This is a genomic window from Microbacterium sp. No. 7, from assembly GCF_001314225.1.
GTDB lineage: Bacteria > Actinomycetota > Actinomycetes > Actinomycetales > Microbacteriaceae > Microbacterium.
In genome coordinates this window covers 1,261,674-1,281,549 of record NZ_CP012697.1, presented here as the reverse complement: position 1 = coordinate 1,281,549, position 19,876 = coordinate 1,261,674, and the positions used below count along the sequence as shown (strand labels likewise).

17 protein-coding genes are annotated in these 19,876 nt (G+C 72.7%); 11 read left to right on the top strand and 6 right to left on the bottom strand.

Annotated elements, in window-relative coordinates; all coding sequences use genetic code 11:
• Nucleotides 1-174: 174 nt before the first annotated feature.
• On the bottom strand, nucleotides 175-3,495 hold the full coding sequence (locus tag AOA12_RS05630; protein WP_054681032.1) for a hypothetical protein: 3,321 nt from the start codon (nucleotides 3,493-3,495) through the stop codon (nucleotides 175-177).
• A 5-nt stretch (nucleotides 3,496-3,500) separates the two neighbouring features.
• Complete coding sequence (locus AOA12_RS05625) at nucleotides 3,501-4,586, bottom strand: DNA glycosylase AlkZ-like family protein (protein ID WP_054681031.1); 1,086 nt, start codon at nucleotides 4,584-4,586, stop codon at nucleotides 3,501-3,503.
• 172 nt (nucleotides 4,587-4,758) lie between these two features.
• Here AOA12_RS05625 and AOA12_RS05620 point away from each other — a divergent pair, with 172 nt between their 5' ends.
• Nucleotides 4,759-6,294 carry an IS1096 element passenger TnpR family protein gene (locus AOA12_RS05620; protein WP_054681030.1) on the top strand — a complete coding sequence of 512 codons (1,536 nt, stop codon included), beginning with the start codon at nucleotides 4,759-4,761 and terminating at the stop codon, nucleotides 6,292-6,294.
• Nucleotides 6,295-6,376: 82 nt separating this feature from the next.
• Entirely contained in the window at nucleotides 6,377-7,429 is a 1,053-nt protein-coding gene (locus AOA12_RS05615; RefSeq protein ID WP_054681029.1) for an LLM class flavin-dependent oxidoreductase, read from the top strand.
• 27 nt (nucleotides 7,430-7,456) lie between these two features.
• Here the strand turns inward: AOA12_RS05615 and AOA12_RS05610 are convergent, their stop codons facing one another.
• Nucleotides 7,457-7,879 carry a rhodanese-like domain-containing protein gene (locus AOA12_RS05610; protein WP_054681028.1) on the bottom strand — a complete coding sequence of 141 codons (423 nt, stop codon included), beginning with the start codon at nucleotides 7,877-7,879 and terminating at the stop codon, nucleotides 7,457-7,459.
• A gap of 93 nt (nucleotides 7,880-7,972) precedes the next feature.
• Between AOA12_RS05610 and AOA12_RS05605 the strand changes: the two genes are divergently transcribed.
• The 8 genes from AOA12_RS05605 (at nucleotide 7,973) to AOA12_RS05570 (ending at nucleotide 16,647) form a co-directional block, all read left to right on the top strand.
• Entirely contained in the window at nucleotides 7,973-8,443 is a 471-nt protein-coding gene (locus AOA12_RS05605; RefSeq protein ID WP_054681027.1) for an Lrp/AsnC family transcriptional regulator, read from the top strand.
• Between the two features lie 114 nt (nucleotides 8,444-8,557).
• A complete protein-coding gene (locus tag AOA12_RS05600) occupies nucleotides 8,558-9,190 on the top strand; it encodes a helix-turn-helix transcriptional regulator (protein ID WP_054681026.1) in 633 nt (210 codons plus the stop codon).
• Nucleotides 9,191-9,283: 93 nt separating this feature from the next.
• Nucleotides 9,284-10,717, top strand: coding sequence for a cytochrome ubiquinol oxidase subunit I (locus AOA12_RS05595; RefSeq protein ID WP_054681025.1), 1,434 nt, complete (start codon nucleotides 9,284-9,286; stop codon nucleotides 10,715-10,717).
• Between the two features lie 9 nt (nucleotides 10,718-10,726).
• The gene (gene cydB / locus AOA12_RS05590) at nucleotides 10,727-11,761 is read left to right on the top strand and encodes a cytochrome d ubiquinol oxidase subunit II (RefSeq protein ID WP_054681024.1); all 1,035 of its coding nucleotides are present in this window, start codon (nucleotides 10,727-10,729) and stop codon (nucleotides 11,759-11,761) included.
• 70 nt (nucleotides 11,762-11,831) lie between these two features.
• Nucleotides 11,832-13,487 carry a thiol reductant ABC exporter subunit CydD gene (gene cydD, locus AOA12_RS05585; RefSeq protein WP_231637187.1) on the top strand — a complete coding sequence of 552 codons (1,656 nt, stop codon included), beginning with the start codon at nucleotides 11,832-11,834 and terminating at the stop codon, nucleotides 13,485-13,487.
• A complete protein-coding gene (gene cydC, locus AOA12_RS05580; RefSeq protein ID WP_082405989.1) occupies nucleotides 13,484-15,193 on the top strand; it encodes a thiol reductant ABC exporter subunit CydC in 1,710 nt (569 codons plus the stop codon). The genes cydD and cydC overlap by 4 nt, the downstream gene beginning before the upstream one ends.
• A 164-nt stretch (nucleotides 15,194-15,357) precedes the next feature.
• A complete protein-coding gene (locus AOA12_RS05575) occupies nucleotides 15,358-15,741 on the top strand; it encodes a peptidase inhibitor family I36 protein (RefSeq protein WP_054681023.1) in 384 nt (127 codons plus the stop codon).
• Nucleotides 15,742-15,744: 3 nt separating this feature from the next.
• On the top strand, nucleotides 15,745-16,647 hold the full coding sequence (locus AOA12_RS05570; RefSeq protein WP_054681022.1) for a hypothetical protein: 903 nt from the start codon (nucleotides 15,745-15,747) through the stop codon (nucleotides 16,645-16,647).
• Between the two features lie 268 nt (nucleotides 16,648-16,915).
• Here AOA12_RS05570 and AOA12_RS05565 read toward each other — a convergent pair whose 3' ends face one another.
• The 3 genes from AOA12_RS05565 to AOA12_RS05555 form a co-directional block, all read right to left on the bottom strand.
• Nucleotides 16,916-17,515 carry a GNAT family N-acetyltransferase gene (locus AOA12_RS05565; protein WP_054681021.1) on the bottom strand — a complete coding sequence of 200 codons (600 nt, stop codon included), beginning with the start codon at nucleotides 17,513-17,515 and terminating at the stop codon, nucleotides 16,916-16,918.
• A 147-nt stretch (nucleotides 17,516-17,662) separates the two neighbouring features.
• Nucleotides 17,663-19,114, bottom strand: a complete 1,452-nt coding sequence (gene ahcY, locus AOA12_RS05560) for an adenosylhomocysteinase (RefSeq protein WP_054681020.1) — start codon at nucleotides 19,112-19,114, stop codon at nucleotides 17,663-17,665.
• A gap of 44 nt (nucleotides 19,115-19,158) precedes the next feature.
• Nucleotides 19,159-19,365 carry a DUF3499 family protein gene (locus tag AOA12_RS05555; protein ID WP_054681019.1) on the bottom strand — a complete coding sequence of 69 codons (207 nt, stop codon included), beginning with the start codon at nucleotides 19,363-19,365 and terminating at the stop codon, nucleotides 19,159-19,161.
• A 78-nt stretch (nucleotides 19,366-19,443) separates the two neighbouring features.
• Here AOA12_RS05555 and AOA12_RS05550 point away from each other — a divergent pair, with 78 nt between their 5' ends.
• Nucleotides 19,444-19,872: a metallopeptidase family protein gene (locus AOA12_RS05550; RefSeq protein WP_054681018.1), complete on the top strand. Its 429-nt coding sequence runs from the start codon at nucleotides 19,444-19,446 to the stop codon at nucleotides 19,870-19,872.
• The last annotated feature ends 4 nt before the right edge of the window (nucleotides 19,873-19,876 follow it).

Below are 19,876 nucleotides of genomic sequence, written 5' to 3'. Positions count from 1 at the left end.
TCGGCCGCGGCATTCTTGACAGGCAGCCGTCTCTGCCAACGATCACCCGCCGGCGGCCGCCCCCGTCGGCAGCCGCACCCAGGGGACGCCCCGGGGGGCGCATCCGGGGACGCATCCGTCGGCCGCACCCAGCGGCCAAGCGCTGGCGGCATCCTGTCCCCGAAAGGTCGCCGTTCAGCTCCACTGCTCGCGCGTCGAGGCGCGGGCCGCGGTGCCACGGCGGGCCTCGGCGACGAGCGCCAGCTGCGCGGGCGTGTTCAGCTCGTGCAGCACGCACGCGCCCACGCGACGTTCCCAGACGCGCGCGAAGGCCTCGGCCGCCGATCGGCGACGTCCGATCGCGGTCGGCACCGGCAGGAAGTGCGCCCGCCGCGCCACGGAGCCCGCCGCGAGCCGCAGCACCGCGCCGACCACACCGCCGCGCCGCGCGCCCGTCTGGAGCAGGAAGCGCGGCACGCGCACCGGGCCGTGCAGTTCGGCGAGCGCCTTCACGAGGGCGCGCTGGTCGGTCATCGGCGCTTCCGGGCAGCGCACCGTGACCGTCGTCCCGCCGTCCGGCGCGGGTGTCTCGTCGACCGCGATACCGGGCGGCTCCGCGGCGGCGACGCGCCCGGCCGCGTGCAGGCCGGCCCACACCGCCTCGGCGATGCGCACGTGCACGTCGGGACGCGCCTGCCCGCGCGCTCGGCGCCACGCGACGACGACCGGGGCGGAGACGGCGCCCGCGGCGAGCGCGACGGCGCCGCAGAGGCCGGTCACGAGCGGATCCCCGCCGCTCGCGATCGCGAGCGCGACTGCGCCGGCCGCCGTGACGCCCCCGGCGCCGAGGGTCGCGCCGAGGGCGAACGACTCGGTGCGCGTCGTGCGGAACACCGGCTCGCGACGCCGCCGTTCGACGAGCGCGACGACCTGCTCGGCGTCGTCGTAGTCGGAGCCCACGCGCCACTGTTCCGCGGTCTCCCCGCGAGGCGGCGGGACGTCGGCGTGCAGCCGCCCGAGCGCGACCGGCGGCGGGTCGCCGCGCACCACGGCATCCAGATCGGCGCGCGTCGCCGTGTCGAGCGCGATGCCCAGACCGCGGACGACGAGCGAGGGGTCGTCACGGTCGAGGCCCCACAGTCGCTCGTGCTTGCGGCGCAGCCGCGCCGCGTCGGGCGCGGCGCGCAGCCCCAGCTCCGGAGGGAGCAGGCCCGTCACGGTCCAGTTGTGCGCGACCTTGCCGGGCCACGCCGGATCGAGGCGCAGCGTGCGTCCGCGCAGCTGCTGCACCGCAGACGCCGTCGCGACGGCCGTCAGGTCGACGAGCGTGTTCACCGCGGGGCAGTCCCATCCCTCGCCGAAGAGCCCGCGGGTGCCGACGACGACCTGCAGGTCGCCACGCGAGAGCAGCGCCGAGGCGGCGACGACGAGATCGCCCGTGCTCGCACCGGGCGCCAGCAGGTCGCACACCTGCGGTCGTTCGGCGCGCGGCGTCGCGGCGACGGGCACGCCGAGCACGTCGCCGAAGGCGCGGGTCAGCGCATCGGCGCACCACGCCGGCACGCGCACGGTCGAGCCGGTGACGAGCACCGCCGCGAGCGTCGACGTGCCCGGATCGGTCACGACGACATCGAACGTGCGCAGGGCGCCCGCACCGCCCACGAGGCCGCCCTGCCGGTTGCCGTGCCGCGCGAAGTCGGTCACCACGAGGGCGCGCAGGCGCTCGTCGCCGAGCTGCTGCCGTTCGAGCGCGAGGATGCTGCACACCGCATGGTCCTTCGCGAGGGACGAGGCCAGCAGCGTGTCGATCGGATCGCGCGTGCGCCGCACGCCGCGATCGGTGAGCCCGTAGCCGAAGTCGGCGAGCGTACGCCGCACGCGTTCCCACTGCGCCGCCCGGGCCGGGTCCGGCAGCAGACGGTCGAGCGCGTGCCGCGCCAGCAGGCGCAGCGCCTCGTCGGTCGTCGGCTCCCGGCGCGCGTCGGCCGGGAGCGCCTCGACGAGCGGATGCCGCGGAGCGACCGTCGCGAGCATCGCGGCTGCGGCCTCGGCCGCCGCGAAGTCGGCGGCGAACGCGCGGGAGAGGCGCGCGTCGACATCGGACGCGACGGTGCCGGATGCGGCGACGTCCGGCAGGATGACGTCCGACGAGGCCGCGTCCGGCGGGATGACCCCGGGCGAAGCCGCACCCGGCGGAACGGCCCCGGGCGAAGCCACATCCGGCGGAACAACCCCGGGCGGCGCGGCCCTTCCCCTCGCGGAATCCGGCCAGGCGGTGCCTCGCGAACCGGCACCGAGCGGCGCAGCACCCCGCGATCCGGCACCCGACGGCGCGCCGCTCGGCGGCGGCCGCAGCGCCTCGCCGGTGCCGGAGCCCGCCTCGCGCACGTCGCGGGCCCCGTCGGGCGGCTGCAGCCGCTCCACGAGCGCGGCGACGCCGCCCGGGTCGGCGAAGACGCCGCGCACGGTGGCATCCAGCGCCTCGGCGTGCCCGCGCAGGAAGGCGAGCTCGTCGGCCGTCGGCACCACGAATCGTACGAGGTCGCGGTAGGGGGCGAGCGCGCCGTCGCGCACGACGGCCGGCGTCGGCACCTCGTAGTCGACGTCGCCGAGCAGCGACGTGTAGTTGTCGTACTCGTCGGCGTCGTCGGGCGACGGCAGCGTGGCCGTCAGGCCGATCACGAGCGGCCTGCGCCCCTCGGCCCGCAGGCGCGTCACGAGGGCGGCGACCACGAGCGCCCAGTGGTCCAGCAGGTGATGACACTCGTCGAGCACGATCGTGTCGACGTCGTGCCGGACGATGCGATCGACGAGCGCCCGCGCGTTCGGATGCAGCGACGCGGCGAGCGCCGCCGGGTCCTCGCGCACGAGCGAGCGCCGCAGGGCGCGCGACCGGCGGGCGATGCCGTCGCGGAACGCGCGCGGATTTCCCCTCTGCAGCCCCTCGAGCCACACGGCCGCCACGTCGGGCGCCCGTCCGTCGGCGACGAGCTCCTCCAGCCAGCGCCGTGCCGCCAGCTCGGCGAGCGGCTGCGCGCTGTCGAGCACGCTCAGCGCCTGGTACGTGAGCACCGTGACGTCGCCGAGCCGGGCGGGGTCCTGCGACACCGCGGGCACGGCGGACGGCACCGCACGGCCTGCCCTCGCGTCATCCGGCACGCCGCGGTCCGACCCCGCGTCGTCCGGCGCGGCGGGCGGCGTCCCGGCCGGCGACACCCCGGCCGCCGACACCCCCGCCGGCGACGCCCCGGCCGCCGCCGGAACGAGGCCCGCCGCGGCGTCGGCCCACTGCGCGCGGATCGCGACCGTCGGAGTCAGCACGACGGCGCGCCCTCCCCGGCGCATCGAGAGCAGCAGGCCCAGCAGAGTCTTGCCCGATCCGGGCGGGGCGACGATGTGCAGCGGCGCATCGCCGTGCACGTCCACGCGATCGAGCACGTCGGCCTGGTAGTGCCGCAGGGTTCCCGTGAACCGCCAGGCCGCGAGCGGACCGGTCCGCGGGCTCGATCCCGTCATCCCGCTCAGCTCACCCCCGTGAGCCCCACGCCGAGCCACTCGGCGAGGTCGCGGATCTCCGCCCGCACCATCTCGGTCTCGTCCTCGTCGAACGGCACGAGCTCGTGCACGGCCGTCACCACGAGGGTCTCCTTCTTCTTGTCGAGCGCCGCGTCGAGCAGGCCGAGAAAGCGATCGCCCACGAGGATCGGATGCGCGAACGCGCCGTAGACCCGCTGCGCCTTGGGCTTGAACTGCTCGAGCACGTAGTCGAAGCCGAACAGCTCCTTCAGCCGGGGCCGGTCGAACAGCATGCGGTCATAGGGGTTGAGGATGCCGACGCGCCCGCCCGGGTCGTCGTCGAGCGCGGCCAGCGCGGCGGGGTCGACGCGCCACTTCCACGCGCTCCCCTCCACCTCGGCGGGCTCGCCCGCGTCGCCGACCGGCGTCCACGGCGAGCGGCGTCGTGCGAGGCCCGCGCCCTGCAGCATCCGCTCCTCCAGCATCCGCTGCGCCTCGTCGAGGGGAGGCACGGGAAGGCCGGCGGGCAGGGCGCGCTCGGCGACGTCCCACACCCGCTGGCGGCCGACGCGGCCGACGACCATGACCTCGCCGATGCGGGACAGCACCTCGAGCATCCGCGGCACCTGGTTGGTGCCGTGCCAGCCCGAGGAGCTGTCGGCCGGGACCTGGCTCGTGTCGGGGATCGCGGACGCCTGCAGCGGCCCCTCGGCGCGCAGCCGCGCGCACACGTCGGCGCGGAACCGCTCGTTCGCGTCGAGCCACGCCTGGGTGCCGGCGCGGAGCTGCCGCCCGCGCAGGGTCGCGACGAGCGGCGCGAGCATGCTCACGGGATGGAACTGGCCGTCGTGCTCGAACAGCTGACGGTCGGTCTCGACGGCCTTGGTCAGCTGTCCGGGCTCGTACGACCAGCCGATGCGGCTCCACGGGATGGTCTGCTCGCTGGGGGCGATCGTCGCGGTGGGGTCGATCTTGATCGCGCCGAGCTGCTCGGCGACCTCGACGACGTCGCCCGGCCGCTCCGCGTCGAGGAGCTGGGCGCGGACGACGAGGCGGCGGGCGTCGTCTCGCGAAAGCCGATGGGGCTGCATGCGACGACACTAACGCCCGCGTCCGACACGGCGCGATCGGCGTCGTGTCCCGGCGACGTCCTGCGTCCTGTCGCCTCCGACTCCTCGTCCCCAGCGCACGATCTGCGCGAACTGTCCACCGATCGCCCGAAACGGCGTCTGCGGCCGCCGCGGTCTCCGTACCGTCGCTGCCATGACTCCCACCCGTCTCCTGCACCTCGACGTCTCCCTCAGCGGCGTCGCCCCCGCGACGACCCGCCGCCTCGCGATCCGCGAGGACCTCACCCTCACTCATCTGCACGAGGCCATCCAGATCGCCTTCCACGGCGACCGCACGGCCCACCACGTCTTCTGCGATCGCGATCCGTTCCCCTACGGGCTGCCGCACGATCGCGACGAGCTCGACCACCAGCACGCCTGGCACGCCCACTACGGGTACCGCGACCCCGCGACGCGACGCTGGGGCGACCGCTGGACGATGATCGACCTGCGCGACCCCGACGTGCGCGACGCCTCGACGATGCCGGTGGCGGCCGCGCTGCGCGGCGTCGATCGCCTGCACTACCGCAGCGGCGACCCGCACGGCGACGACGAGCTGGTGTGGTTCCGCATCGACGCCGTCGGCGACGAGGCGGGCCCGGCCGGTGCCGCGCCCGTGCGGCTGATCGGCGCGACCGGGCCCTCGCCGCTCGACTTCGGCCGCGTGCGCGACTACGCGGTCTGCCTCGCCGCCCTCTACGACCCCTCCGACCCGGATCACGACGCGGCCCGTGACGTGCTCGATCGCGCGACCGGTCCATGGGCCTCGTTCGACGCCGGTGCGTGCGACGTCGACGGCATCCAGCGTCGCCTCGACGAGCGCTGGGCATCGCCGCGGCCCGCGACGGTCGTCACGACGCCGCTCGCGCGGCTGATCGACGCGGTCTCGCCGCCGGCACGCGCCGGCCTGCGGCGCCACGTGCAGGCCGCGGGCCTGCACGTTCCCCCGCTTCTCGCCGAGGACGAGGTCGCGCGGTTCACGGCGCCGTTCGCGTGGCTCGTCCGCCGCGCCGTCGAGGGTACGCTCCCCGTCGTCGACCGCCGGCTGGGGCCCGAGTCGCTGCGGGCGTGGGCGGATGCCGTCGACGCCGACCCCGACGACCTGCCCGCCGTGCTCGCGACGGCGCGCGCTCTGGGCCTCGTCCGCACGTTCCGCGGGGCGCTGGCGACACGCAGGCCGATCGCCGCCGCGGCCGACCGGCCGCTCGACCTGTGGACGGAGATGGCCGCCGCGCTCTTCACGCGACGGCATTCCGCGGCGAGCCCGACGGATGACGCCCTGCTCTGCCTCGCGATCGCCGACGGCAGCATCGGAGACGACGGATGGCAGCGCATCGCGCACGCGCAGGAGGCGATCGCCGCCGACCGCGCATGGATGCCATGGACGCACGACCGGCACCGCCCGCGGCTGCGCCGATCGGTGCTGGGCGGCTTCGACACGCACGACCGCGTCGACGAGCACGGCTCCGCACAGACGACACGAGAGCCCCGGCACCGCCCGGACCCGATGGCGGCGCAGCGGTCCCTCGCCTCGTTCACCGCGCTGCTGGAGCCGCTCGGCCTCACGGCGCACGCGAACGGCGGCTGGTCGGCATCCGCGCCCCTCGTCTCGTTCGCACGCGCGGCCCTGACCGGCCCGATCACGTCCGCGTGGGCCGCGGACCGGCACGATGACCGCTCCGCGTTCTGATCCCGCCGATGCCCGCGACGGGCGCGACGGACAGGAGTCCATGCAGCGGAATACATCACCCTCGGGGACAGTTGCACCCGCCATGCAGAGATTCGGAACGCTCTCCTTCGGCCACTACGGTCCCCTCGGGGGCGGACGGCAGCTCACCGCGCAGGACTCGATGCTGCAGGCGATCGACCTCGCGCAGGGCATGGACGACCTCGGCGTGAACGGCACCTACTTCCGCGTGCACCACTTCGCGCGGCAGCAGTCCGCGCCCCTGCCGCTGCTCGCGGCGATCGCGGCCCGCACGCGGCACATCGAGGTCGGCACGGGCGTCATCGACCTGCGCTACGAGAACCCCCTCTACCTCGCCGAGGAGGCCGCGGCCGTCGACCTCATCTCGGGCGGACGGCTCGCGCTCGGCGTCAGCCGGGGGTCGCCCGAGACCGTCGTGCGCGGCTACGAAGCGTTCGGATACACCGGTTCGGCCGACCCGCGCGGCGCCGATCTGGCCCGCGACCACTTCGACCTCTTCCTCCGTGCGATCGAGGGCGAGGGCCTCGCCGAGCGCGACTCGTCGAGCCCGTTCGGCGGCGGCACCGGCAGCCAGCGCGTCGAGCCGCACTCCCCCGGCCTGCGATCGCGCGTGTGGTGGGGCGCCGGCAACCGCGAGACCGCCCAGTGGGCGGGGCGGAAGGGCGTCAACCTCATGTCGTCGACGCTGCTCACCGAGGCCGACGGCCGCCCGTTCGACCAGCTGCAGGCCGAGCAGATCGAGCTGTTCCGCGCCGCCTGGCGCGAGGCGGGGCACCCCGGCACGCCGCGCGTGTCGGTGAGCCGCTCGGTGTTCCCGATCACGACCGCCGAGGACGAGCTGTACTTCGGCGGCTCCGGCGAGGGCGACGGCATCGGCTATATCGACGGCTTCCGCTCCACGTTCGGCAAGACCTACGCGGCCGCCCCCGACGTGCTCGTCGAGCAGCTGCGGCAGGATGCCGCCGTGGCCGCCGCCGACACCCTCATGCTGACGATCCCCTCGCAGCTCGGCGTCGCCTTCAACCTGCGCATCATCGAAGCCTTCGCGACGCACGTCGCGCCCGCGCTCGGCTGGCGGCCCGGCACCGGGACGCCGGTCGAGGAGGGCACGACCTGAGGCCGGAATCCCCTCGCCGGGCGCCCGTCACACGACACCGGTGAGGGGGTCGACGGGGGCCCGCGTCGATCCGTCGGGCGTCACGGTGCGCAGGCCCTCGCGCACCCAGTACTCGTAGCCGCCGATCATCTCCTTGACGCGGTAGCCGAGCCGCGCGAACTCGAGCGCGCCGCGCGTGGAGCCGTTGCAGCCGGGGCCCCAGCAGTAGACGACCACCGGAAGCTCCGCCGGCACCTCGGCGACCGCGCGCTCGGGGATCTCCGCGTGCGGGATGTGCAGGGCGCCCGGCAGGTGGCCCTGCGCGAACGCCGCGGCCGAGCGCACGTCCACGAGCGTGAACCGCTCGCCTGCGGCGCGCGCGGCCGCGACGTCGGAAGGGTCGGTCTCGTGTTCGAGCTTGGCCGAGAAGTGGGCGACGAGGGCGTCGGCGGAGGTCCGGTGTGCGTTCATGCCCACCAGAATCCTCCCGCGCAGACGCACGATCCAGGCCCTTCTCGCGGCGTTCCCGCTCGTCCGCCGGGATTGTGCTGGAAAGATCGAGCCATGGCAGCGAATCCCACGATCGAGCTCGACCGGGTCGACACCGCGATCCTCCGCGCGCTGCAGCTCAACGGGCGGCAGAGCATCGCGGAGCTGGCCCGCGGAGTGAACATGAGCCACAGCGCGACCGCCGAGCGGGTCCGACGGCTGGAGGAGGCCGGAGTGATCGGCGGCTACGGCGCCCAGGTCGACGCCGAGCGCCTCGGCTACGCGGTGCTCGCCTTCGTGCGCCTGCGCTATCCGAGCAGCGTCTACGACCCGCTCCACCGCCTCCTCGACGGCCTGCCGGAGGTGATCGAGGCGCATCACGTCACCGGTGACGACTGCTTCATCATGAAGGTCGTGGCCACGAGCATGAAGCACCTGGAGCAGATCAGCGGCAGGATCGGCCAGCTCGGCAGCGTCACCACGAGCGTCGTGTACTCCTCCGCGCTCCCGCCGAGGCCCCTGCTCCCGCCCCTCCCCCGCGCATAGCGTCGCCGCCCGTCGCGGGGCGCGCGACGACGCCCGATTCCGCATGCGCCCGCGTTGCACCCGCGCGGCGCCCGACACCCCGCAACGGGCCGTGAAAAATGAGACAATGAGAGGGTGACGAGCGGCCACCCGGCGGGATACAGCGCGATCTCCAGCTACTCGCGCGTCGAGATCCTGCACCTCATCCAGGAGCAGTCGCAGCGCACGATCGCCGAGCTCGTCGACGCCACCGGCCTGCACGCCAACACCGTGCGCGAGCACCTGCAGCGGCTCATCGACGACGGCTACATCATCGCCGAGCCCGAGAAGCGCACGACCCGCGGCCGTCCGCGGGTGCTCTACAGCGCGGCCGACGGCGCCGAGACCTCCAGCCCCATCCAGCGCCGCAAGGTGCGCGCCGCCGCCGAGCGCGGCGACCTCATGCGCCGCGTGCTGCCCGAGACCGACGCGACCGAGCTCGACACCGCCGCCGTGCACCAGCTCGACGCCGTCGTCGAAGACCTGCTCGACGCCGGCTTCGACCCCGTCGTCGACGAGCAGAGCCTCACGATCGACCTGACGCCGTGCGCGCACGCGACCGCCCAGGCCGGCCACCGCGACGTGCTGTGCCGCGTGCACCTGGGGCTCGTCGAGGGAGTGCTGCGCGAGGCGGGCGGCCCGCTCACCGTCACGGGCATGCTCCCCGCCTGCGACCCGTCCGAGTGCGTCGTGCAGCTGCGCCTGAGAGGCGACGCGACGCGCCCCTGAGGCCGCGGCGCTTTTGCACGGCTGCTCCCCCTTTCGCATTCCCGAGTTCTCGGTAGCGTTTCCTTCAGGACACATGAAACGGGGGACAGCCCAATGGACCTGCTCGATCCGCTCCTCCTGGCGCGCTGGCAGTTCGGTCTCACGACGCTCTATCACTTCATCTTCGTTCCGCTGACGCTGGGTCTGGCGCCCATGATCGCGATCTTCCAGACGGTCTGGTACCGCACGGGCGACGTCAAGTGGCTGCACCTCACGCGCTTCTTCGGCAAGATCTTCCTCATCAACTTCGCGATGGGCGTCGTCACCGGCATCGTGCAGGAGTTCCAGTTCGGCATGAACTGGTCGTCATACTCGCGCTTCGTCGGCGACGTCTTCGGCGCGCCGCTCGCCTTCGAGGGCCTCATGGCGTTCTTCTTCGAGGCGACCTTCATCGGCCTGTGGATCTTCGGCTGGGACAAGCTGCCGCGCGGCGTGCACCTGGCCTGCATCTGGATCACGGCGGCCGGCACGTGGATGTCGGCGTACTTCATCCTCGCCGCCAACGCCTTCATGCAGAACCCCGTCGGCTATCAGATGTCGGCGGAGGGGCACCGCGCCGAGATGGCGCACTTCGGCGAGCTGCTGGTCAACCCGGTCGCGCTCACGCAGTTCCCGCACACGCTCTTCGCGGCGTGCATGTTCGCCGCCGGCGTCGTCATCGCCGCAGCGGCGTGGCACCTCGCGCGGGGCCAGAACGTCGAGATGATGCGCTCCGCCCTGCGCTTCGGCCTGTGGTCGATGGTCATCTCCTTCGCCGGCGTCGCGCTCTCGGGCGACCAGCTCGGCCTGGTCATGGTCGAGACGCAGCCGATGAAGATGGCGGCGGCGGAGGCGATGTTCGACTCCGCCTGCGGCGCCGACGCCTCCTTCTCGATCTTCTCGATCGGCACGCCGGACGGCACGGGCGAGATCTGGTCGCTGCGCGTGCCGTACCTGCTCGCCTTCCTGTCCACGCACTCGCTCGAGGGATGCGTCGAGGGCATCAACGACCTCAACGCGCTGTACACGACCGAGCTGTTCCCGCAGTTCGCCGACCAGGTCGACGGCAGCTTCGCGCCGATCCTGTGGATCACCTACTGGTCGTTCCGCTGGATGATGGGCTTCGGCATCCTCGCCGCCGGCATCGCCGTCATCGGGCTGTGGGTCACCCGCAAGAACGCGAAGCGTCCCGTCGCCCCGTGGATGTGGCGCATCGCGGTCTGGCAGGCGCCGCTCGCGCTGTTCGGCTCGCTCGTCGGATGGGTCTTCACCGAGATGGGCCGCCAGCCCTGGATCGTGTTCGGGCTCATGCTCACCGAGGACGGCGTCTCGCCGAACGTCCCCGGCTGGAACGTGCTGGTCTCGCTCATCGCGTTCACGGCGATCTACGCCGGCCTCGCGGTCGTCGAGTTCGGCCTCATCGTCAAGGCCGTGCGCAAGGGGCCCGAGACCCTGCCCGACGGCGCCTCGGATCTCCCGGTCGACAAGACCCCGACGACGGTCTACTAGGAGCACGTCATGGATCTCGCCTACCTCTGGTTCTTCATCGTCGGAGTGCTCTTCGTCGGCTACTTCGTGCTCGACGGATTCGATTTCGGCGTCGGCATCTCGCTCCCCTTCCTCGGCAAGGACGAGGTCTCGCGCCGGCAGATCATCAACACGATCGGCCCGGTCTGGGACCTCAACGAGACGTGGGTCATCGTCGCCGGCGCGTGCCTGTTCGCCGCCTTCCCCGAGTGGTACGCCACGCTGTTCAGCGGCTTCTACCTGGCCCTGCTGCTCATCCTGCTCGCGCTCATCCTGCGCGGCGTCTCGTTCGAGTACCGGCACCAGCGCGACTCGATGCGCTGGAAGCGCGGCTTCGACCGGATGATCTTCATCGGCTCGGTGCTGCCCGCGCTGCTGTGGGGCGTCGCCGTCGGCAACATCGTGCAGGGCGTGCCGCTCGACGCCGACCACAACTTCACGGGCTCGCTGCTCACGCTGCTCAACCCCTACGGCCTGTGGGTCGGCGTCACGACGCTGCTGCTGTTCTGGCTGCACGGCATCTTCTTCCTCGCCCTCAAGACCGACGGGCAGGTGAAGGCCGACGCGCACGCGCTCGCCCGCAAGGTGGGCGTCGCCGCCGTCGTGTTCGCCGCGGGCACGGTCGTGTGGACGATCGCCATCGCGGCGGGCCGCGAGGCGCCGCTGCTGTGGGCCGTGATCGCGTGCGGCGCCGTCGCCGCGGTCATGCTCATCTGCTCGATCGTCTTCAACTGGACGCTCAAGGACGGCTGGGCCTTCGCGACGGGGACGGTCACCATCATGTTCGCGGTGCTGACCCTGTGGCTCGCGCTGTTCCCCTACGTCATGCCCTCGTCGACCGACCCCGCGGGCAGCCTCACGATCGAGAACGCGTCGAGCACCGCCATGACGCTGGAGATCATGAGCTGGGCGGCGCTCGTGTTCCTGCCGCTCGTGCTGGCCTACCAGGCGTGGACCTACTGGGTGTTCCGCAAGCGCGTCACCCGTTCGCGCATCGAGGAGGCCGAGGCCGCCCCCGCGCACTGATGCGGACGGCCGCGGGCGACACGTCCACCGCCCGGACGGGCGCGGGATCGGAAGCTGGCAGGATCGAAGGATGACACGGGTCGAGGGCAGGCGGGAGCGCATGCGCCCCGTCGACCCCCGGCTGCTGCGGTACGCGACGGCATCCCGCGCGTTCTTCGTGCAGCTCGCCGTCGTGGGCCTGCTGCAGACCGGTGTCGTGATCGCCTTCTCGTGGCTGGTGACGCGCGCGATCGTGGATGCCGTCGACGGCGCCGACGTGACCGGCACCGTCGTCGCGCTCGTCGCCGTCATCGCGGTGCGCGCCCTGCTCGTGTGGGCGCGCGAGGCGCTCGCCGCGCGTGCCGCCGCGCGCGTCGAGGCGCAGCTGCGCGACGAGCTCGTCGCGGCCGTCGGCCGGCTCGGTCCCGCCTGGCTCGCCGCGCGCAACACCGCGCGGCTCGCGATCACCGCCGGGCGCGGGCTCGAGGCCCTCGACGCGTACTTCGGCCGGTACCTGCCGCAGCTCGTGCAGACGGCGATCGCGACGCCGATCCTCATCGCGGTCATGTGGGGGCACGACTGGATCTCCGGCCTCACGGTGCTGCTGACGATCCCGCTCATCCCCGTCTTCATGGTGCTGATCGGGCTCGCGACGCGCACGGTGCAGCAGCGGCAGTGGCGCACCCTCGGCCAGCTCGCCGCCCGGTTCTCCGACACCGTGCGGGGACTGTCGACGCTCAAGATCTTCGGCCGGCAGCACCGGGCCGCGGCATCCATCGAGCGCGTCACGACGACCTACCGGCGCGAGACGATGCGCGTGCTGCGCGTGTCCTTCCTCTCCGGGTTCGCCCTCGAGCTGCTGGCATCCATCTCGGTCGCGATCGTCGCCGTGACGATCGGCTTCCGCCTCATCGACGGATCGCTCGCGCTGTTCGTCGGCCTCTTCGTGCTGCTGCTGGCGCCCGAGGCGTACCTGCCGCTGCGCCAGGTGGGCGTGCAGTTCCACGCCGCCGCGGAGGGCGTCGCCGCGACCGACGACGTGTTCGCGGTGCTCGACGCCGCGCGCGGTGCCGCCGAGCCCGCGCGGCACGAGGCGAGCGGGCGGGCGGGGGACGACGCGCTCGTGGTGCGCGACCTGCGCGTGCAGCGCGGCGAACGGCTGCTGGCGCCGGTCTCGTTCACCGCGATCCCGGGCAGCGTGACGCTCCTGGAGGGGCCGAGCGGCGCGGGCAAGTCGAGCGTGCTCGCCGCCCTGCGCGGTGCCGCGGCGTGCACGGGCTCGGCGACGTTCGCCGGCGCGGATGCCACGACCCTCGACCCGTCGACGTGGCTCGGCTGGGCGGGCCAGCAGCCGGGCCTCGTGTCCGGCACCGTCGCCGACAACGTCGCGCTCGGCGACGGGGAGCGCGACGAGGCGCTCGTGACGCGCGCGCTGGAGCTCGCGCAGGCCGGCGCGCTCGATCCCTCACGGGTCCTCGGCGCGGTCGGCGCCGGGCTGTCGGGAGGCCAGGCGCAGCGCGTCGCCGTCGCACGGGCGCTGTACCGCCATCTGCGCGGGCTCGCGCCCGTCGTCGCCCTCGACGAGCCGAGCGCCGCCCTCGACACCGACACCGAGGCGGGACTGTGGCGCGCCGTGCGCGAGGTCGCCGATGCCGGCGCGTGCGTGCTGCTCGTGTCGCACCGCACGTCCGCGCGGACGATCGCCGACGCCGTCGTGCGGCTCGAGACCGCGGAGGTGGCGGCATGACGGCACCCTCCGGCGTCCCGGCCCGCCGCGCGCCCGCCGGTCCTGTGCTCGCCGCTCAGGTGCTCGCTGCTCAGGTGCTCCGCGCGGCGATGCCGTCGGCCCGCCGGTTCTGGCCCGGCGCCGCGTCGGGCTTCCTGTCCGAGGCCTCGGCGGTGGCCCTCCTCGCGTGCAGCGCCTGGCTCATCGTGCGCGCGAGCGAGCAGCCGCACGTCATGTACATCACGGCGGCCGTCGTGGGCGTGCGCGCGTTCGCGCTGTCGCGCGCCGTGTTCCGCTACACCGAGCGGCTCGCGAGCCACGACGCGGCGCTGCGGCAGCTCGCCGCGACGCGCACCGACCTGGTGCGGCGGCTCATCCCCTACGCCCCCGACGGGCTCGCCCGCACGTCGCGCGGGTCGGCGCTCGGCAGCCTCGTCGACGACGTGGACGAGCTGCAGAACCTGCCCCTGCGCGTCGCGCTCCCCCTCGCGTCGTCGACCGCCGTCGCGCTCGGCGCCGTCGTGCTCGTGGCGTTCGTGTGGTGGCCCGCCGCGCTCGGCCTGCTGGCGTGCCTCGTCGCGGCGGCCGTCGTCGCGACCGTGTGGGGCTGGGCGGCGGGCGCGCGCGCCGAACGGTCGATCGCGCCGCTCCGCGGGCGACTCGCGGATGCCGTGCTCGACCACCTCTCCAGCCTCGACGTGCTGCTCGCGTGCGGTGCCGAGGGATCCAGCCGTGCGCGCATCCGCGCGGCCGACGCGCAGCTGCGGCGGGCCGTCGTGCGGCGCGCGAGCGCGCAGGCGGCGACGACCGCGATCGTCTCCCTGCTCGCCGGCGCCGCATCGGTGCTCGCGATCCTCGCGGGGGCGCCGGCCGTCGCGTCCGGCGCCCTGACGGGCCCCTGGCTCGCCGTCGCCGTGCTCGTGCCGATGGCGACGTTCGAGGTGTTCGCCGCCGTCCCGCTCGCGGCGAGCGCGTGGCGCCAGGTGCGGGCCGCCGCGGAACGCGTCGCGACGGCGACCCCCTCCGACCCGGCCGGACTCGTCGAGGAGACGCCGGGGACCGGTGTCGGCCCCGCGCTCGGCGACGGCGTGCGCCTGCGCGGGATCACGGCGCGCTGGCCGGGCGCCGCCGAGCCGTCGCTCACGGGCGTCGACCTCGACGTGCGGCCCGGCGAGCGCGTGCTCGTGGTGGGTTCCAGCGGCGCCGGCAAGACGACGCTCGCGCACGTGCTGGTGCGCTTCCTCGCGGCCGACGGCACGTACACGATCGGCGGCGTCGACGTCGACACGCTCTCCCCCGACGACGTGCGGCGCACGGTGGGGCTCGTCGAGCAGTCACCCATGCTGTTCGACGAGGACATCCGGCAGAACCTGCTCTTCGCCCGCGACACGGCCGGCGACGACGAGCTGGAGGCCGTGCTGGTGCGCGTGGGGCTCGGCGACTGGCTGCGCGAGCGCGGCGGCCTCGATGCCCGGGTCGGCGAGCGCGGCGCGCTCGTGTCGGGCGGCCAGGCGCAGCGCATCGCCCTCGCACGCGCCCTGCTGCACGGGTTCGACGTGCTCGTGCTCGACGAGCCGACCGCGGGCGTCGACCCCGCGGCATCCGACGCGCTGCTGCGCGACATGCTCGCCGCGGTCTCAGGTGACCAGGCGCTCGTCGTCATCTCGCACGTCGCCGTCCCGCTCGTCGACCGCACCGTGCGCCTCGCCGGCGGCCGCGTCGTGTGACGGGCGGCCTGCCGGACGTGTCGCGAACAGCCATATCAAGGAGGCCATCTTTAGTTTGCATCTTCCGCTCGTGGGTCACTAAAGTGACATTCGCCGGGGGGCTGTGCCGACAGGGTGTCGGGGGGACACGAGCGCTCTCTGGCATCACGAAAGCGAGTCGGCACATGAGCAAGAACACCATCGTCCGTCGCCTGTCCGCCGGGGTCGGCGCCCTCGTCGCGAGCGCCGTGCTGGTCACCGGAACGGCGGCTCCCGCCTTCGCGGGCTACTACGACTGCCGCCCTGAGAAGATCTGTCTGTTCGAGCACATCAACTACGGCGGAGGTCTGGTCGACGGCACACAAGCGCCGAACCTGTCTTGGCTGAGGTTCAACGACAAGGCCTCCAGCACAGGAAACAGATCAGGAACATCGAGGCATGCTTACCAGCATGCCGACTACAAGGGCTACGCCTTGAAGATCTGGCGCGAGTCTCAGACTCCCGATCTCCGCAAACTATCCATGTCCAGCAACGAAAACTGGAACGACAAGATCTCCTCGTTCAGGTAAGGCATGCGCTCGCTATGCGCCCTGACCGGGTCAGCGATCCTTCTGGCCTTGACTGCTTGCTCAGCGGGAACGACGCCGTCGAGCGAAGAGTCCCAGCTTCCGCAGGTTGACATCGCCCCCTATTTGGGCGCGAAGGCGGAACTGATCGAAGCGGAATCTCGTTTCGTCTTTCCGATCGACCGATACATGATGTCCATCGAAGATCTTGACAAGATCGATCGCGTCACCACCTTGCAGATGAGGACGTGTATGGCAGACAAGGGTCACACGTACTTCTCCCACGATGTTCCCCCGTCGGTGTATCTCGCGAAAGATGACCGCCGCTACGGGATCTGGAACCTCACCGATGCCGCACAGTACGGGTATGGCATGCCCACCGAATGGATAGAAATCCAGACGGAGATGGAAGCCGCCGGGAAAGCCGCGTACGCGGACGCTGACGAGGCCGTCGATCAGGCCCATGCAGAGTGCATGGAGTGGTTGTCGCACGAACGACTGCCGTGGATCGGGCGCGGGTCCTGGCTGAGCGAAGATGACGATCGCGCACTTTTCCTTCCCACCGATCTCGACTACCAGGCATATCTTCTCGCTCAAGAGGACAAGAGGTATGGTGAGGCCTTTGATGAGTGGGCCACGTGTCTTGTGGAGAACGGCCTGACGCCGAGCGAGGAACCAGGAGCGCTGGGACCCGCTGATGTGCCGGAAGAGCTCGAGGCGCAGATCCGCGTCGCGGTCATCGACGTCACCTGCAAACAGAAGACGCGGCTGATCGAGAGGGTCAGCTCTGTCGAGGCGCAGTATCAGGCCGCTCTGATCGCCGAGAACCAGGCGGCGCTGAACGCGTCATTGGAGAAGCAGACCGAGATCCTTCAGAAAGCCGACGAGATCATCGCCACGCACGGCTGAACGCTCGGGAGTGACACTCCCGAGCGTTCAGTCCTCTCCGCGTTCGTCGCCGCGCTGCACGCCCGTGATCGTGGTCCCGTGTGGCCGCCTCCCCGTGCGCCTGAGGCGTGAGGACCTCTGGATCCAACCGCGTCAAAATGCGACTCGCGCCCGACCACACCCACAGAACGCCGCGGTTGGCGCAAGCGCATCTGGACCCATCTGGATCCAACCGCGGCAAAGCGCGGGTGTGACGCCCCGGCACCCGCACTTCGCCGCGGTTGAAGGCTCAAGGGACTCTCTGGTGCAGCCGCAGGCCGAAGGCGCGGTCGCCGTCGGGCGCCGGGAGCGGCGCGAAGCCGACGCGGGGGTAGAACAGTGCGGCGGCGGCGTTGCCGGCTGACGCGACGAGGTGCACGCCCGGCACGCCACGACGCCGCAGCGCATCGACGAACGTCGCGATGAGCCGGCGTCCGAGCCCGCGACCCTGCGCCTCGGGCAGCAGGTCGATGTGCAGGTGGGCGGGGTGATCGTCGGCGTACGGGCCCGCTCCCCCGCGCGCGTCGGCGTAGGCGAGCAGCTCCGCCTGTCGCCCCGCGCCGTCCCTCGGCCACCGCGTCCCGGCGGCCGGCCACCACTCGGCGGCGAACCATTCCTCGAACCGGCGCGTGTCGTCGGTGCCGACGACGTATCCCACGACGCGCCCGTCGACCTCCGCGACGAACGCGAGGTCGGGATGCCGGGCCGCGTACGGCAGCGCGAACATCGCCGGCCACAGCGCATCATCGTCGAGAAGGCCCGTGGCATCCCCGCCGTCGTCGGCGGTGCGCACGCAGATCTCCGCGATCGCCGGCTCGTCGCCGGCACGGAAGGGACGGATGCCGCTCATCCGCGCCAGTCTGTCACCTCCGCACGGCCCCGGGCGTCCGGGCCCGTCGGATCCTGGGCGCGGGCCGTCGCCACAGCCGGCTCATACCCGCGTCGAGCGACCGGGATTCACCGCCATGAACCCCAGGCGCGCGATGCCGTCCCCGTGTCAGTACCGGTAGTGGTCGAGCTTGTACGGCCCCTCGACGGGAACGCCGATGTAGGCGGCCTGCTCGGGCGTCAGCTCGGTGAGCTGCACGCCCAGGGCCGACAGGTGCAGGCGCGCGACCTTCTCGTCGAGGACCTTCGGCAGCGTGTACACGCCCAGGGGGTACTCGGCCGTGCGCTGCCACAGCTCCAGCTGCGCGAGCACCTGATTGGTGAACGAGGCGCTCATCACGAACGACGGATGCCCCGTCGCGTTGCCGAGGTTCATGAGACGCCCCTCGCTGAGCACGAGGATCGAGCGGCCGTTCGGCAGACGCCACTCGTGCACCTGCGGCTTGATCTCCACGCGCTCGACGCCGGGAAGGGCCTCGAGCTCGGCCATCGCGATCTCGTTGTCGAAGTGGCCGACGTTGCCCACGATCGCCAGGTGCTTGAGGCCGAGCATGTGGTCGAGCGTGACGACCTGCTTGTTGCCCGTGCCGGTGATGACGATGTCGACCTCGCCCACGACATCGTCGAGGCGCGCCACCTGGAAGCCGTCCATCGCCGCCTGCAGCGCGCAGATCGGGTCGATCTCGCCGACGATGACGCGCGCGCCCTGGCCGCGCAGGGCCTCGGCGGCGCCCTTGCCCACGTCGCCGTAGCCGACGACGAAGGCGACCTTGCCGCCCATCAGCACGTCGGTGGCGCGGTTGATGCCGTCGGGCAGCGAGTGACGGATGCCGTACTTGTTGTCGAACTTCGATTTGGTCACCGAGTCGTTCACGTTGATCGCGGGGAACAGCAGCTGCCCCGCGGCGTGCAGCTCGTAGAGACGGTGCACGCCCGTCGTGGTCTCCTCCGTGACGCCGACGAGGCCCGCCGCCATGCGGGTGAAGCGCTGCGGGTCGCGCGCGAGGCTGCGGCGCAGCGTGTCGAGCACGATGCGGTGTTCCGCGGAGTCGCCGTCGGCGGCATCCGGAACGGCGCCCGCACGCTCGAACTCGACGCCCTTGTGCACGAGGAGGGTCGCGTCGCCGCCGTCATCGAGGATGAGGTTCGGGCCGTCGAAGCCCGGCCACTCGAAGATGCGGTCGGCGAGCTGCCAGTACTCCTCGAGGGTCTCGCCCTTGAAGGCGAACACCGGCACGCCCGCGGGCTGCTCGACGGTTCCGGTGGGGCCCACGACGACCGCCGCGGCGGCCTCGTCCTGCGTGGAGAAGATGTTGCAGCTCGCCCAGCGCACCTCGGCGCCGAGCGCCGTGAGCGTCTCGATGAGCACGGCCGTCTGCACCGTCATGTGCAGCGAGCCCGCGATGCGTGCGCCGGCGAGCGGCTGCGCCGCCCCGAACTCCTCGCGCAGGGCCATGAGGCCCGGCATCTCGTTCTCGGCGAGCCGGATCTGGTGACGACCGGCCTCGGCGAGCGAGAGATCGGCGACGACGTGGTCGATGGCGGTGGCGGTTGACGGCATCCGGCTATTGTCCCACGCGCGTCCGCCCGTCGCGGCCCGGGTGCCTACAGCCGCAGCGTCTCGTGACGCAGCACGAGCCAGCCCTTGGGCACCGACAGCCGGTCGGTGTGGATCGCGCACAGGTCGTGCGCGTGCGGGTCGCTCGCAGCGCCGAGCGGACCGACGACGGCCATCTGATCGCCGTAGTCGTAGGTCAGGGTCGACACGGCCTCTCGGGCGCAGCCCACTTTCGAGCACAGTCTCTCACGCATCGTCCTCACGCTAGCCCCGCACCGGGCGCGAGCGCGGGCGCCACGCCCCGAGTTCGCCGCATGATCTAGCATGGCTGCATGATCTGGCGACGTCCGCGCACGCAGCCCGTCCGTCGCCCCTCCCGGCACGGACGCCACGGGCGCGAGGGACGCAGCCCCGTCGTGCGGCCGCCGCTGCCGCCCCTCGAGACGCGGGCCGAGCGCTTCGACATCGCGGTCGGCAGCACCGCGGAGTTCCTGCGCAGCGCCTGGCCCGAGCTGCGCGACGTGCGCTTCGAGGTGTCGGGCCTGCCCGTGGGCGCCGACGACGACGGCATCCCGCGCTGGACCGTCTTCGCCGACGAGCGGCGCATCGTCCTGCACCGCATCCCGATCGAACGGCTCAGCCGCCTGCACCGCAGCGACGACCTGCACCGCCGCATGATGATCGAGAGCTGCGTGTTCCGCGCGGCCGCGGAATACCTCGACCGCGACCCCTGGGACCTCGGCCACGACCGCTTCCGGTAGCCCC